Source organism: Corynebacterium sp. NML140438, from assembly GCF_001875725.1.
GTDB lineage: Bacteria > Actinomycetota > Actinomycetes > Mycobacteriales > Mycobacteriaceae > Corynebacterium.
The window spans coordinates 154,561-169,411 of the sequence record NZ_MLCQ01000018.1 but is presented as its reverse complement, the minus strand read 5'-3'; the positions used below and the strand labels follow the sequence as shown (position 1 = coordinate 169,411).

Annotated in this window: 13 protein-coding genes; 1 reads left to right on the top strand and 12 read right to left on the bottom strand. The window is 55.3% G+C overall.

The window, feature by feature from the left end:
* Positions 1-534: 534 nt before the first annotated feature.
* The gene (locus BJP08_RS06010) at positions 535-1,914 is read right to left on the bottom strand and encodes a GntP family permease (RefSeq protein WP_071568752.1); all 1,380 of its coding nucleotides are present in this window, start codon (positions 1,912-1,914) and stop codon (positions 535-537) included.
* A 190-nt stretch (positions 1,915-2,104) separates the two neighbouring features.
* Here BJP08_RS06010 and BJP08_RS06005 point away from each other — a divergent pair, with 190 nt between their 5' ends.
* Complete coding sequence (locus tag BJP08_RS06005) at positions 2,105-2,632, top strand: gluconokinase (RefSeq protein ID WP_071568751.1); 528 nt, start codon at positions 2,105-2,107, stop codon at positions 2,630-2,632.
* A gap of 45 nt (positions 2,633-2,677) precedes the next feature.
* On the opposite strand, the gene tyrS is transcribed toward BJP08_RS06005, so the two are convergent.
* The 11 genes from tyrS to rplT form a co-directional block, all read right to left on the bottom strand.
* Positions 2,678-3,946: a tyrosine--tRNA ligase gene (gene tyrS, locus BJP08_RS06000; RefSeq protein WP_071568750.1), complete on the bottom strand. Its 1,269-nt coding sequence runs from the start codon at positions 3,944-3,946 to the stop codon at positions 2,678-2,680.
* Between the two features lie 36 nt (positions 3,947-3,982).
* Entirely contained in the window at positions 3,983-4,165 is a 183-nt protein-coding gene (locus BJP08_RS05995) for a Trm112 family protein (protein WP_071568749.1), read from the bottom strand.
* A 101-nt stretch (positions 4,166-4,266) separates the two neighbouring features.
* Positions 4,267-5,700, bottom strand: coding sequence for an argininosuccinate lyase (gene argH, locus BJP08_RS05990; RefSeq protein WP_071568748.1), 1,434 nt, complete (start codon positions 5,698-5,700; stop codon positions 4,267-4,269).
* Positions 5,701-5,718: 18 nt separating this feature from the next.
* Entirely contained in the window at positions 5,719-6,918 is a 1,200-nt protein-coding gene (locus tag BJP08_RS05985) for an argininosuccinate synthase (protein WP_071568747.1), read from the bottom strand.
* A gap of 95 nt (positions 6,919-7,013) precedes the next feature.
* Positions 7,014-7,499 (bottom strand): arginine repressor, encoded by a 486-nt coding sequence (locus BJP08_RS05980; protein WP_071568746.1) that lies wholly within the window; start codon positions 7,497-7,499, stop codon positions 7,014-7,016.
* Positions 7,499-8,446, bottom strand: coding sequence for an ornithine carbamoyltransferase (gene argF / locus BJP08_RS05975; RefSeq protein ID WP_071568745.1), 948 nt, complete (start codon positions 8,444-8,446; stop codon positions 7,499-7,501). The genes BJP08_RS05980 and argF overlap by 1 nt, the downstream gene beginning before the upstream one ends.
* A 110-nt stretch (positions 8,447-8,556) precedes the next feature.
* Positions 8,557-9,690 carry a bifunctional ornithine acetyltransferase/N-acetylglutamate synthase gene (locus BJP08_RS05970; protein WP_071568744.1) on the bottom strand — a complete coding sequence of 378 codons (1,134 nt, stop codon included), beginning with the start codon at positions 9,688-9,690 and terminating at the stop codon, positions 8,557-8,559.
* Positions 9,691-9,851: 161 nt separating this feature from the next.
* Complete coding sequence (gene pheT / locus BJP08_RS05965) at positions 9,852-12,359, bottom strand: phenylalanine--tRNA ligase subunit beta (protein ID WP_071568743.1); 2,508 nt, start codon at positions 12,357-12,359, stop codon at positions 9,852-9,854.
* Between the two features lie 14 nt (positions 12,360-12,373).
* Entirely contained in the window at positions 12,374-13,420 is a 1,047-nt protein-coding gene (gene pheS, locus BJP08_RS05960) for a phenylalanine--tRNA ligase subunit alpha (RefSeq protein WP_071568742.1), read from the bottom strand.
* Positions 13,421-13,511: 91 nt separating this feature from the next.
* A complete protein-coding gene (locus BJP08_RS05955) occupies positions 13,512-14,333 on the bottom strand; it encodes an RNA methyltransferase (protein ID WP_071568741.1) in 822 nt (273 codons plus the stop codon).
* A gap of 88 nt (positions 14,334-14,421) precedes the next feature.
* A complete protein-coding gene (gene rplT / locus BJP08_RS05950) occupies positions 14,422-14,808 on the bottom strand; it encodes a 50S ribosomal protein L20 (RefSeq protein WP_070362524.1) in 387 nt (128 codons plus the stop codon).
* Between the last annotated feature and the right edge of the window lie 43 nt (positions 14,809-14,851).

Sequence of the window (14,851 nt, the reverse complement as noted above, 5' to 3'; positions counted from 1 at the left end):
CCGACGGGGCACAACAGGACCAGTCACAACCACATCAACAAAACAGTCAACATGACCATGCATCTGCACCAAAACTAGCGACACCCAATCATAGGTTCAAGCATCACCACCGGCACACACCACAAACATGGCACACAGCACGCAACCACACGTCAATGCAATCAAAAAAATAAAAAGTACATTGGCACACTATCGAGTTCTCAAACAACAACCGCACACCCAAACACACCACCAAACACGGTGGCACATTCAAAGCGACGAAGATTGACACTAACAAAACATTCTCAACAACGCAAACCAGCGCCGTATCACAGAACCTATTTCATTATGTCGGCCAACGGTAGTTTTCCTAACCGCCATCTCACCATCCAACCCGGTAAAGAGTCTGTCTGGCGGGGCGTTGTCGGTCTCGCTGACTCACATAAAGTTACACACACACCAACAACAACACAAATCGCCAGGTAAATGGCTCTTTCAGAGAGATGTAATGACAACATTTTAGCCCGCCACTACACCTCTCCACTCCGCTACAAACTAGAAGATCACGAAGATGAGGAGCGTGATCAAGAACGCCACAACCGACTCGATAGTCTGCTGTAAAGTCCACGTTTTCAGTGTGGTCTTGACATCCATCCCGAACAGGCGACCAACCAACCAGAATCCGGAGTCGTTCACTAGAGAGCAGCACACCGAACCCGCCGCGCACGCCAGGGTGATTGCGACAATCTGGACATCGGAATACCCGCCTGCCAATACTGCAGGAGCCATAAGTCCCGCAGCTGTTGTCAGCGCCACGGTTGCGGAACCCTGGGCGACACGCATGATTACAGCCACCAAATAGACTGCAAGGATCACTGGGATCCCGAGGCCCTGCATAAGTTCTGCAATCGCATCTCCAATGCCTGAAGCGCGAAGCACACCCCCGTACATACCGCCGGCACCAGTGATAAACACGACTGAGGCAATGGGGCCTAGTGCTGAATCAACCAGCTTCTCGAGCGCGGTACCGGATACCCCGCGCGACGTCCCCAGGATAGGCAGAGCAACAAGCACCGATACCAGCAGTGCAATACCCGACTTACCTACGAATGTGAATGCCTGCGCCCAAGTTTCCTCGCCGGTGATAGCTCCATACTTTGTAGCAAAATCGACGCCGGTGTTCAGGAAGATCAACAGCATCGGCAACAACAGAATCATGATGACCGTGCTCGTCTTTGGCAAAGTCTTCACATCGCTATCATCCGAGTTAAACACGGCGTTTGCTACCGAGGTGTAAGGGAACTTCTTTGCACAGTACTTACCCCACAGAATACCGGAAACGTAAAACGTGGGAATCGCCACGATCAGGCCAAAGATAATTAACAGACCAAGATTCGTGTTGAAGAAAGTCGATGCTGCAACCGGGCCGGGGTGGGGTGGCACGAATACGTGCATGACGGAGAATGCTGCCACGGTCGGAATAGCGTACAGCAAAATTGGCCCACCGATACGAGCGGCGACGGCGAAGATGATAGGCAGCATCACGACTAGGCCGGCGTCGAAAAACATCGGAAAACCAAGTAGCAACGAAGCAACTCCGAGCGCCAAAGGCGCACGCCGTTCGCCGAACTTATCAATCATCGTGTTTGCGAGGACCCGAGCCCCGCCCGAGTACTCGATGAGCTTGCCGAGCATTGCGCCCAACCCGACGAGAATGCCGACATCTCCGAGTGTTGAGCGGAAACCGCCCATGACGACATCGTATAGCTCTCCTGTTGGAATTCCTGCCGCAATAGCGGTGAGGACAGAAACAAGGATCAGTGTGACGAACGCATGGACTTTGAATTGAATGATGAGGAGGAGAATGAGGGCGATGCCGACTGCAGCGATCCCCATTAAGGGGGCAGCGGACAGCGTTTGTTCCCAAGTTTCCATGAGGTTTCCTGCCTTTTCTAAAGCGAGGCTTCGAGACCGTATTGCCCCCTAAAGATACGAGGGGCCAATACGGAAAACTGGTTATAACGTTAGAATACACATACTTCGAAGTCCCGTAGTGCGCTGGCGTAAAGTCGACGCTGGACCCACTTGGACTACCCCCGATCGCGAACTGAGTAGGAGGGAAAGCATGCCTAAAGCTGAGCTTTTGCCCCCAGCACACCTGGTTTTGATGGGCGTGTGCGGATGCGGCAAGACAACAGTGGCCAAAGTGCTTGCGAAGCAATTCGGATTCGAACTTGGCGAGGCGGACGATTTTCATCCGGCTGAAAACATCATGAAGATGTCCAACGGTCAACCGCTCACCGACGAGGATCGGTGGCCATGGTTAGAAATACTCTCGGACTGGCTCAACCGAGAAGACAAAGCAGGAAAACGCACGGTCATCACTTGCTCCGCCCTGAAGCGTACCTATCGCGACAAACTACAGAGCACCAACGCTCCTCTCGTTTTCGTGCACCTCGATGGAACTCGCGAGCTACTGCTCCAGCGTCTTCGCGCCCGGACCGACCACTTCATGCCAGCTACGATGCTGGATTCACAACTTAATACCCTAGAACCACTCCAAGAAGACGAAAAGGGGTTCGTTGTGGATATTGGTGCATCCCCAGAGGATATTGCGAAAACGATCATGGAAAAGCTAAACGCGGTCGCGTAGGCTTGCCGCCTGCAACCGCGTTTTCACGGATCCTGTCAGTGCATATTAGATACGCTTAACTCCCGCAAAGGTCTTCTTTCCACGGCGAAGCACAAGCCACACGCCATGCAAGAAATCATCCTCGGCTGGCACCCAGGTCTCGTCTGTCACACGCTCATTGTTGGCGTAAATACCGCCTTCCTTGAGCGACCTACGAGCAGCGCCCTTCGAATCCGCCAGACCGGTGCCTACCAGCATCTCCACAATGCTGTTTTCTCCATTTGCAGGAACCTCAAAGACACTCGTTTCTTCCACTGCACTTGCAAGGGTCCGCTCATCAAGTTCGGCCAAATCAGCCTTACCAAAAAGCGCTTGGGAGGCCAGCTCTACGGCTTCACGAGCTGCACGACCATGCACGAGGTCCGTCATCTCCTGAGCTAAACGCTTCTGCGCCTCGCGCTTAAACGGACGCTCCTCAACCTCAACTGCCAGCGCGTCGAGTTCCTCCTTATCCAAGAAGGTAAACCACCGAAGGTAACGCAATACGTCAGCGTCCGCAGCGTTGACGAAGTATTGGTACCAGGTGTACGGGCTCGTCATTTCAGGGTCGAGCCACAGTGAGCCACCGCCCGTCGACTTGCCAAACTTCTTCCCCTCGGAGTCTGTCACCAGCGGAACCGTCAATGCGTGTACGCGCTCGGAGTCCATACGACGGTTCAGGTCGACGCCCGCTACCAGGTTGCCCCACTGATCACCGCCACCAACCTGAAGAACGCAGTTGTGGGTCCGACGCAGTTGAACAAAGTCGTGTGCTTGCAGCAGCATGTACGAAAACTCAGTGAAGGAAATGCCGTCATTCTCTAGACGACGCTTCACGGTGTCACGACTCAACATCGTTGAGAGGGAAAAGTGCTTGCCCACATCTCGGAGGAACTCGATGACTTTCCAATCCTTGATCCAGTCATTGTTGTTGAGCAAGAGTGCACCGTTCTCGCCCTCGAAGTCAACGAACTTCGACAACTGGTTACCGATACGCTCTGCCCAGTCTGCAACAGTGTCATCCGAGTTCATGGTCCGCTCGCCAACGTCACGCGGATCACCAATCTTGCCAGTAGCGCCACCCGCGAGCACGATCGGGCGGTGGCCTGCGAGCTGAAACCTGCGCAGCATGAGCAGCGGCACAAGGTGCCCCGCGTGCAGCGAGGGTCCTGTCGGATCAAAACCGCAGTACAGGGTGATAGGATGCTGCGTCTCCTCACGTAGTGCATCCAGATCGGTGTGCTGATTAATCAGGCCACGCCATTCAAGCTCGTCAACAATGTTTGCTTTCGTCATGAAAAACCTTTCGGAGAGTCGTTTATCCCAGCGTAGTTATTCTCGAATATTTGTATAGGGAATCGCTTCGTCGATCAGGAGGACGGGAATGCCCTCGTCAATTCGATAGGCGACGCCAATGCGCGCGTTCACCAGCAGCTGTTCGTCTTCCTTATACTCAAGTGGCCCTTTGTCCTGCGGGCACACCAGTACATCAAGAAGTTTGGGGTCAAGACTCATGGTGTCGAGCTTACCTCACAGTTACCGGCTGCTTATCGACGCCACCACCGCAAAAGGAAAACGCCCACCACCAGGTGAGCGTTCCAACTGCGACAACGGCGTTATCCGCGCACAGGTGTCTCCGCCCAAGCACGATACTTGCGGTTCGCCTCCGCTACACGTTCTCGTTGCTCTTCTACTCGTGGTCGCGCGGTTCCGCCACGAGTGTCACGGGAGCTCACAGCTCCCTCGATTGTGAGCACCGAGCGAACATCGGCATTGAGTCGCGGGTCCACGCTCACCAATTCTTCATCTGTCAAGTCGATGAGGTTGACTCCACGGGATTCAGCAATACGGACGCACGCGCCAGATGCCTCATGAGCCTCTCGGAATGGCACGCCTTGGCGGACCATCCACTCTGCCAAGTCAGTGGCCAGTGTAAAGCCGGCAGGTGCGATTTCTCGCATTCGGTCTCCGTGGAACTTCAACGTGGAAACCAGCCCGGTGAACGCCGGCAAGAGGATGTTGAGCTGGCTCACCGAATCGATGACTGGCTCTTTGTCTTCCTGCAGGTCACGGTTGTACGCGAGTGGCTGCGCTTTGAGCGTCGACAGCAGGCCAGTGAGGTTACCAATCAAACGGCCGGACTTACCACGGGCAAGCTCGGCCACGTCCGGGTTCTTCTTCTGCGGCATGATGGAAGAGCCCGTCGACCATGCATCGTCCAGGGTGACGTAACCGAACTCAGGAGTTGACCACGCGATAATCTCTTCTGCAAACCGCGAAATATCGACCGCGATCTGCGCCAGGATATACGCTGCCTCGGATGCGAAATCTCTCGATGATGTGCCGTCGAGGGAGTTGTCCGTAGCTTCAAAGAACCCCAGCTCATCAGCAATCGCCTCTGGGTCAAGATGAAGCGAGGAACCGGCCAAAGCGCCTGCCCCATACGGTGACACAGCCATTCGCTTGTCTGCGTCCTGGATCCGCTCAAGATCACGAAGCAGTGGATGTGCATGGGCCAACAAGGAGTGCGCTAGAAGGATTGGCTGAGCTGCCTGGAAGTGGGTTTTCCCCGGCATGATGATGTCAGGGTGGGCAGCTGCTTGATCCACGAGTGCATCAACAAGGTCAGTGATATGAAGCGCAACTCCGCGCAGTGCATCGCGCAGCCACATGCGGAACATGGTTGCCACTTGATCATTCCGCGAGCGCCCTGCACGCAGGCGTCCACCAACCTCTGGGCCCACCCTGTCAATCAGGCCACGCTCCATGGCTCCGTGGACGTCTTCATCCGTCGGCTCCGGGACAAATGCGCCACTCGCAACGTCCCTTCCAAGCTGCTCTAGCCCCTCAAGCATTGTGGTCAGGTCTTCGTCTGAAAGCAGCCCCGCCCTGTGCAACACTTTTGCGTGGGCCTTCGAGGCCAACACATCGTACGGCGCGAGCACCCAGTCGAAGTGCGTCGATACGCTCAAGGCGAACATTGCTTCCGAGGGGCCACCAGAAAATCGGCCACCCCACAACGCGCCCTTATTTGTCTTATGCTGCTGCATTACAACCGATGCTCCCTGTTACTTCGCTTCGCGGTCGCGCTTGTTGGCAATCTGCGACGACAAGCCGTGCAGACGGACGAATCCCTTTGCATAGGTCTGGTCGAAAGTGTCACCAGTGTCGTATGTTGCAAGGTTGAAATCGTACAAGGAGTGGTTCGAGCGACGCCCATTAACTACCGCCTTGCCGGCATGCATTTCCATGCGAATATCGCCGGTGACGTGCTCCTGAGTGGACTCGATGAATGCATCCAACGAACGCTTCAACGGGCCAAACCACAGGCCGTCGTATACTTCTTCCGACCAACGTGCATCAATCAGGCGCTTGTAACGGGCGAGCTCACGTTCAATGGTGACATCCTCGAGAGCCTTGTGCGCTGTAATCAATGCGAGTGCACCAGGCGCCTCGTAGATCTCGCGGGACTTGATACCGACCAAGCGGTCTTCGACCATATCGAGTCGGCCGATACCCTGAGCACCTGCGCGACGGTTCATCTCCTCGATTGCTTCCAGCATCGTTACTGGGCGACCGTCGATAGCTACAGGCTTGCCACCCTCGAACGAGATGATCACTTCATCTGGAGCATTGCCCATTGAAGGGCTTTCGGTGTACGCGTACAAATCCTTCGTTGGAGCGTTCCAAAGATCCTCCAGGAACCCAGTCTCGACCGCACGTCCCCAGACGTTCTGGTCGATCGAGAACGGCGACGCCGCAGACTGCTCAATCGGCAGGTCCTTCCCTTCCGCGTATGCAATCGCCTTATCGCGGGTCCACGCAAAGTCACGAGCGGGAGCAACAATCTCCAGATCAGGATCTTGGTTCAGGAACCCGACCTCGAAACGGACCTGGTCATTGCCCTTGCCGGTGCACCCATGCGAAACGTGAGTGCCGCCGTGTTCCTGTGCAGCCTTCACCAGATGCTTGACAATCAGAGGGCGAGAAATCGCTGATACCAACGGGTACTCGCCCATGTACATGCCGTTTGCCTTGATCGTCGGAAGGCAGTATTCTTCCGCGAACTCATCTTTCGCATCGATAACGATTGATTCCACCGCGCCGCAGTCTAATGCGCGCTGGCGTACCGACTCCATATCTTCACCTCCCTGACCAAGATCAAGGGCGACGGCGATTACCTCACCGTTCAGCATTTCACCGAGGTAAGAAATAGCAACGGAAGTATCAAGCCCGCCTGAATATGCGAGTACAACACGGTTAGTCATGGAATAAAGCTCCTTGCGCTTCTAGATAATATTCTGCACTGCGATACATACTATACCCTGTGCAGGTTTGGGGTTTAGTTGGGCACTACTTGTGCCTATGTTGAGCGTCCAAATAGCTGCTCGGCTAGATCACTGCCTGTAAGCGGATCTCTTGCGAGTACAAAGATCGTATCGTCCCCAGCAATGCAACCAACGACCTGCTCCAATCCAACGCGATCGATATAGCTAGCCAGGTATTGCGCAGCGCCGGGCGGTGTCCGCAATACAGCCATATTCGCGGAGTGATCGACAGAAACAACGAGCTCTTCAATCATTCGCCGTAGCTTCTCACGAGGGCCTGTATGCAGCGCATCGAATGCTTCGGCGTCGGAGTGCACTGTGTAATATGCACGCCCCCCGTCGTTGGGCCGTACTTTCTTCGCACCAAGCTCGTCAAGATCGCGCGAGAGCGTCGCTTGTGTGATCTCGATACCTTCGTCTTGCAAAAGTTCGGACAACTGAATCTGCGAAGACACTCGTGTACTCACGAGTATCTCGAGAATCCGAGCTTGTCGCGCGGTCCTTGAGACAGTTTGGGTCATTATTGGTGCTCCAAGAGCCAGGTCAACAACGCTTTCTGAGCGTGTAGACGATTTTCAGCTTCATCGAAGACCCGCGATTGTGGGCCATCGATGACTTCTGCGGTCACTTCGTTCTCACGGTACGCCGGTAGGCAGTGCAGGAATATCGCATTATTACCGGCCAATTGCATAATTGCACTATTTACTTGGTATGGCAAGAACGGGGTGCGGCGGTCTTTCCCGTCCGCCTCCATCCCCATCGACACCCATGTATCTGTGATGACAACGTCGGCTCCGGCTACTGCAGCAATATCGCTGGTAACCGTCACCGTCGCACCTGTTTGGGCAGCGCGGTCGCGAGCTCGAGCAATGAACCGCTGCTCCGGATGGAACTCGGGGGGCGCGATAATCACGATGTCTACCCCCGCTGTTGCAAAACCGATCATGTAGGAATTCGCCATATTGTTGGCGCCATCCCCCAGATAGACTGCTTTCAATCCTCGAAGCCCTGATGGGCCTTGTTCCGGGCAGAAATTCTCAATAATAGTTTGCAGGTCCGCAAGGATCTGGCATGGATGCAAATCATCTGAAAGCGCATTCACAATCGGCACTCGCGATGTTTCAGCCATCTGATGCAGGTTATCGTGGCCGTAGGTCCTCCACACGATTGCTTCGACGTATCGCGACAGCACAGCCGCTGTGTCTTGGTACGACTCCCCTTTGCCCATCTGCGCGTTCTGCGTCTCCACAACAATTGCGTGCCCACCTAGCTGCGCAATACCAGTATCGAATGAGAATCGCGTTCGGGTCGATGTCTTATCGAACAGCACCGCCACCGACTTCGGACCTTCAAGTGGCCGATACGCATACGCGTCCTTCTTCATCTCGGCCGCCAGTGAGAGGACTTCCGCTTGTTCTTCCGGCGTCAAGTCATCATCCGCGAAAAAGTGCCTTACTGAGTTCACCATGCTGTCTACTTCCTATTTCTGTGTTGTTCGTGCTGCAAAATATGCAGACTTTGCTCCCATTGTATTTTCTATCGTCATGAGAAGTTTGCTTTTCGACGCCCACTTCCCCATTACACGGGCTTTAGCATCGTACGGACCGTAGCCCTACCGTTACCCCGGGTTCGGAGGTCAACAGTCACTGCCAACTGATCCTCTGTGTCAGTCTCTTGGGGTAGCGAGCTTTGCTCGACTCCCCCGCAAAGCTGTCTCCCGTTTACGTACATTGCCAAAGCCTCATCCGCCCCGAGACACACCCCTGTCTTTCCTGCGATCGCAAGAGCGTGTGGCCACGCAATAGAGGCGCCAAGCAGCGACTGGCGGAAGCGCTCATCACCAGCAACTGCCTTGGCAACTTGATTAGCTTCTTCGTGATTTGTGGCACCGACTACGGTTAGCGTAAGGCTCTTTGCTATTCCTTCTGGATCAGTCAGCAGCTGGTCCAGCAACGTTTCGCAAACCTGGAGTACTGCTTCATCGAGCTGAGTTTGATTCGGGGTAACCCCGCTCGCCCCTGACGCGAGCAACAGCACCGTGTCATTCGTCGACGGAGATTCCGAACGCTCGAGCGTGCTAAACGTGCTTTCCATCGCTCTCTGCACCGCTTTATCTAGTGAAAAAGCAGGCACCAGCGCGTCTGTGGTGAGACACACAATCACCGCATCCAGTGCCTCTGAAAAAGTACCGCCACCCTGGACAACGCCGCCCACACTCCACGCCCCACAGCTCACCCCGGCTTGATTTATTGACTCAACAGATGAAGAAACTGCGGTCGATGCCGATTCGGCGTGTGCGGAGCTATCCCCCAAACTCGATGCGAGATTGAATACTGCTGCCCGGACCTGATCCATTGGGAGAGGCTTGGCAAGCTGCCCCTTTGCGCACACAGCGACCCGGTCACTTGGAACTCCAATTTCTTGAGCCACCCGCTCCTGAATTTCACGCGTGTCGGCCGCCCCTTTAACACCGTTAAACGCATTGGCGTTTCCCGAGTACAACACGACGGCATTGACGGCGTGCGAACGCATTACCTCTCGAGTAGCCCGGACAGACGGGGCGCATAGTCGATTACTCGGGAATACTGCCGCTGCATTCCAAGCTGGTCCCTGGTTTACAAGTAGCGATATGGGGTCACCATGTTCACCTGGCCCCAGGTTGACGCCTGCAGCCACAAATCCTTTTGGGGTGAGGACGGTCTGGTATGACATGGTTGCAAGGCTCCTTCAAACTGTAGGCGCGACTGACTACGACGCTCTATCCTGCCAGATTGTTCGAACGTTAGTACCGATATCATCTGTATTTTGTCTCGTAAACGTAAACAGGCAGGGCAACGCATGTAGCGCTGTCCTGCCTGCTCTCGCTAATTTGCTTATGCTCTCATCGTTGCATTGAACTCCTGCTTCGCGGCCTCCGCCGCAGCAAGTCGCCCTTCAGATGCCTCGTCTTCAGTGAGCGTACGGTCATTTGCTCGGAACAAGAGACCGAATGCGAGTGACTTCTTGCCTTCGCCGAGGGACTCGGAACGATAGACATCAAATAACGTGACGGTTTCCAGCAACGGCCCAGCATGCTCTGTCACAACCTTTCGGACGCTTTCTGCTGGTGTGGTCTCGTCCACAACCAGTGCGAGGTCCTGGTGAACTGCCGGATATGCCGACAACTTCGGGGCAGGCAGTTGAGAAGTCAGCGGCAATGCTGAAAGATCCATCTCCATAGCGCACGTTCGCGTCGGCAAACCATTCTCTTCGAGAAGCTGGGGGTGCAGTTCTCCTGCGTGCCCAACAACTTGGCCTTCGACCAGCAGCTCCGCACAGCGTCCTGGGTGCCACGGAAGATAGTCTACTGCGCGCACTTCGAGTTCCGCCCCGGCAGTCCTCGCTACAATCTGAGCAGATTCAATCGCATCCTCCCATGTGTATGCACGCGCATCGCCCCAGGGCCCTTCGACTTCAGCGTTCCCGACGCCGACAGTCGCTACATGAAGTGGCTGCTTCGGTAGTGAATTGATAACTTTTGCCAGGGTGTTTTCGTCTGGCCGCTGTTCAACGCTTGGCATTGGTGTCTCGGCTTCTCCACCGATAGCTACCTGCGCAACTGAGTAAATTGACACGTCATGCTGCCCGCGTGCAGCATTTTTTGCTACTGCCTCAAGCATCGCGGGAAGAAGCGTCGTAGCCAATTCCGCATAGTCACTATCCAGCGGATTTTGGACGGGCACCGTGTTACGCCGAGCGTCATCCTTGCTCAAGCCCCAGGCATCAAAAATATTTGAGGACATAAATGGAGTCGGAATAATCTCTGCATACCCCGAGTACGCGAGTGCATGCGTCACTGCCCGGCGTCGCTTTTGTGACGCAGTAAGGCCACGCCCGCCCTTCGGCGTCGGAAGAATTGATGGAATCGCGTCGAGGCCCTCGAGGCGCACGATCTCTTCCACAAGTTCCACTGGAACAGTGAGGTCATTGCGCCAAGAAGGCGGTGTCACGATGAAGTTGTCACCACTCGGTTCAACATCGCATCCAACTTCATGCAAACGCTTCGTAACAGTCTCATCGGAGTATTCGACGCCAACCAGCGTGGATGGGAACGACTTCGGCATGGTGATCGCAGTGCGTGGCTTCACGTCGCCCACCAGTGTGCGACCTTCAATAACCTTACCGCCGGCAAAGCTGGTGAGCAGCGCGCAGGCAATATCCAGTGATACCTCTACCAGAGCTGGATCGACCCCTCGCTCAAAACGACGGGAGGCCTCTGAACTCAGTTTATGGTGGCGCGCTGTACGAGCAACCGTAAGCTCGTCCCACGTCGCTGCTTCGAAATAGACGTCCGTCGTGGTGTCTGAAATCTCCGAGAGGGTACCTCCCATCACACCCGCCAGCGATTGTATGCCAGAGTCATCGGAAATGACTACATCAGAAGCGCGCAGCGTTCGCGTCGTGTGGTCCAGTGTCTCGAACTTCGTACCATCCTCTGCGTTGTGAATCCGAAGCGCACCAGAGATTTTGCTGGCGTCAAAAGCATGCATTGGCTGGCCAAGAAGGAGCATGACGAAATTCGTGACGTCAGTGGCACCATTCACTGGGCGAATGCCACTGAGCATGAGCTCGCGCTGCATCCAGAATGGCGACGTTGCCTTAGGGTCAATGCCTTCAACCTTGCGCAGCCCAAAGCGTTTCGTCTCGGTGTCTGGCTCCACGGCGACGTCGATAAGAGAGCCAGATGGCGCAGGCACCGCCGAAACATCAATACCCGCGATGCCAGGCTGCTGAGCAGGATCAGTAAAAGCAATGTCAAAAGCCGATGCGAGCTCGCGCATCAAACCTCGTGCAGACAGTGCGTAACCACGATCAGGTGTGACGTTAACTTCGAAGACGGTGTCGTCGAGATCCAAAACGTCCTGCGCATCGGTGCCTGGGGTGCCAGCGTCGTCGCTAAGCGTTATGATGCCAGCGCTCTTCGCGGTTAGCCCAAGCTCCGCGGCCGAAGCCATCATCCCATTTGAGATGTGACCGTAAGTTTCACGCGCAGAAATGGCGAAGTCGCCAGGAAGGACGCATCCCGGGAGTGCAACGACAACTGTGTCGCCGACAGCGAAGTTTCGTGCGCCACAAATAATGCCTTGGGGTTCGCCAGTGCCGTTGGCCTGCCCGACGTCGACCTGGCAGTAACGGATTGGCTTTTTGAACTCCGTCAGCTCCTCAATCTCGAGGACCTTACCGAGAACCAACGGGCCGTCAGTCTTCTGAATTGGTGCGTAGCCTTCTGTCTCAAAACCAACGCGGACAAAGCCCGCATCCATCTCTTCGTCGGTGACGGACCAACCAGCGTTGCCTGCGTGTTGAAGAAGGTTGGTAAGGAAACTCTTAGAAATTAGCATGTCATAAACTCCTTTTACGCCTGCACACCGAATGGGACGGTGAAACGAATATCGCCTTCGACCATGTCGCGCATATCTGACAATCCGTTTCGGAACTGCAGTGTGCGTTCAAGGCCCATCCCGAAAGCGAAACCCGAGTAAACATCCGGATCAACGCCGACCGCACGCAACACGTTCGGGTTCACCATGCCGCAGCCACCCCACTCGATCCAGCCGGCACCGCCCTTCTTGTTCGGGAACCAAACATCTACCTCGGCGGAAGGCTCAGTGAAGGGGAAGTAGTTGGTGCGCATCCGGGTCTTCGTCTCGGGGCCGAAAAGCGTCTTTGCGAGGTGGTCGAGTGTACCTCGAAGGTGTGCCATCGTAAGTCCTTTATCGACGGCAAGTCCCTCAATCTGGTGGAACACCGGAGTGTGCGTCGCATCGAGCTCATCTGTGCGGAACACTCTGCCGGGGCAAGCAATGTACACGGGCACATCACGATCAAGCATCGTTCGCACCTGCACTGGCGAAGTATGTGTACGCATTACCTGACGCGAGCCTGGCGTGCCAACGTAGAACGTATCCTGCAGGGTTCTCGCTGGATGGTCAGGGATGAAGTTAAGCGCGTCGAAGTTGAAATACTCTGCCTCAACCTCGGGGCCTTCAGCGATCTCCCAGCCCATACCGATGAAAATGTCTGCAATCTGCTCACTCAAGGTCGTGATGGGGTGCATCGCGCCAGTCTGTGAACGCCTAGTGGGCAACGTGACATCGACAGCTTCTGCTTTCAGCTGTGCCTCTCGGTACTCGGCCTCGCGTATCGCATGCAGCTTCGCGTATGCCTTCTCAACACGACCGCGGGCCATATTCACTGCCCTACCGGCATCCTTACGGTCTTGCTTGGGCAGTGTGCCGAGTGCGCGGCGTGCTTGCGGGATATACGCCTGGTCTCCAAGGTGTTGCCTGTGTGCTTCCTCTAATGCCTGGAGATCCGCAGCTGCCTCAAAATCCGCAATGGCTGACTCTGCTGCTGCATTGAGTTGCTCTTCTGATAGTTCAATTCCGCTATTACCCGACACACCTGGTCCTTCCGATTAAGCTTTGATCTAAGTTCTAAAGCTGTTGAAACGAAACTAAGCATACCTGTCGCATCAGACACGACACATATGACTAATGCTCTCGTCGTGACATCCTTGCTTTGGCCGATTCCCATAAGCACATTGCTGATGCTGTTGCAAGGTTCAGCGATTCCGCGGACCCTTGGATCGGGATCGATACTCGTGCGTCTGCACCCTCTGAGATTTCAGCTGGCAAACCATGAGCCTCGTTGCCAAAGAGCCAAGCAGTCGGCGCGGAAAGCATTTCACTCGCGTTCTCAAGGGACACCTCGCCGTCGATAGTCGTTGCGACGGTCTGAAGCCCAGCCGCTTTCAATTGCCCCAGGACGTCCTGTATGTTGTGCTCGCGTGCGACCGGCAGATGGAATAACGACCCTGCCGATGCTCGGACTGCCTTACCGGATTCTGGATCGACGCAGTCCCCGGTAAAAATGACGGCATCGGCGCCACACACATCAGCGATTCGGATCATCGTACCAGCGTTGCCAGGGTCATTTGTATCAACGCCAACAACAACAAACGAAGGCTTTCCCCGAAGCGCAGACCCAACAGACCACAACACGGGCTTGCAGACAGCAAATATCCCAGTGGTGGTGACCGTATCGCTAAGGTGCTTAGCAGCGATATCGGTGATTGCATGAACGTAGACGTCCATGTACTCCGCTGTGGTAATAACCTCTGAAAACGTCTCCGCCGCCTGCTCGGTTACAAACACATCAGTTGCCGCACCCGTCGCGACGGCAGCTTCGACGCTGTTCACCCCTTCCACCAAGAAACGGTTCGCCTTCTTCCTTCCCCTTGCACGAAGCAGCTTCGCTGCCTGCACGACCCGAGGGGTACGTTCGGTGAAAGGCTGTGAAAAGTCAAGGGCCACGAAAATCCTCACTCCTGAAAGTAAAAACCCGCCGCCAAGCATTCACGCTTGCCGACGGGTTCGGTCCTAGTTCAACGTCTAGGTGAAGTTATGCTGCATCAACTGGCGCGTTCACGTCAGCCGGCAGCGCCTTCTTAGCAATCTCGCAAATGGCAGAGAACGCTGCAAAGTCGTTCACGGCGAGCTCAGCGAGGATCTTACGGTCAACCTCGACCTCGGCCAGCTTCAGGCCGTGGATCAGACGGTTGTAGGTGATGTCGTTCATGCGAGCTGCAGCGTTGATACGCTGAATCCAAAGCTTACGGAACTCACCCTTGCGCTTGCGACGGTCGCGGTAGGCGTAGGTCTGAGAGTGCAGCCACTGTTCCTTCGCCTTGCGGTAAAGGCGGGAGCGCTGGCCACGGTAGCCCTTGGCGGACTTCAGAATCGCGCGACGCTTCTTCTTGGCATTAACTGAACGCTTGACACGTGCCATGAGTCAATACTTCCTTTTCTTTCGTTCACCGGTTGTTTTAACT

Bases quoted from the DNA above. Each gene is read 5' to 3' on its own strand.
- rplT (WP_070362524.1), bottom strand. From the start codon at position 14,808: ATGGCACGTGTCAAGCGTTCAGTTAATGCCAAGAAGAAGCGTCGCGCG.
- BJP08_RS05985 (WP_071568747.1), bottom strand. From the start codon at position 6,918: ATGACTAACCGTGTTGTACTCGCATATTCAGGCGGGCTTGATACTTCC.
- BJP08_RS05980 (WP_071568746.1), bottom strand. From the start codon at position 7,499: ATGACCCAAACTGTCTCAAGGACCGCGCGACAAGCTCGGATTCTCGAG.
- argF (WP_071568745.1), bottom strand. From the start codon at position 8,446: ATGGTGAACTCAGTAAGGCACTTTTTCGCGGATGATGACTTGACGCCG.
- BJP08_RS06010 (WP_071568752.1), bottom strand. From the start codon at position 1,914: ATGGAAACTTGGGAACAAACGCTGTCCGCTGCCCCCTTAATGGGGATC.
- pheT (WP_071568743.1), bottom strand. From the start codon at position 12,359: ATGCTAATTTCTAAGAGTTTCCTTACCAACCTTCTTCAACACGCAGGC.
- tyrS (WP_071568750.1), bottom strand. From the start codon at position 3,946: ATGACGAAAGCAAACATTGTTGACGAGCTTGAATGGCGTGGCCTGATT.
- BJP08_RS06005 (WP_071568751.1), top strand. From the start codon at position 2,105: ATGCCTAAAGCTGAGCTTTTGCCCCCAGCACACCTGGTTTTGATGGGC.
- argH (WP_071568748.1), bottom strand. From the start codon at position 5,700: ATGCAGCAGCATAAGACAAATAAGGGCGCGTTGTGGGGTGGCCGATTT.
- BJP08_RS05995 (WP_071568749.1), bottom strand. From the start codon at position 4,165: ATGAGTCTTGACCCCAAACTTCTTGATGTACTGGTGTGCCCGCAGGAC.
- BJP08_RS05970 (WP_071568744.1), bottom strand. From the start codon at position 9,690: ATGTCATACCAGACCGTCCTCACCCCAAAAGGATTTGTGGCTGCAGGC.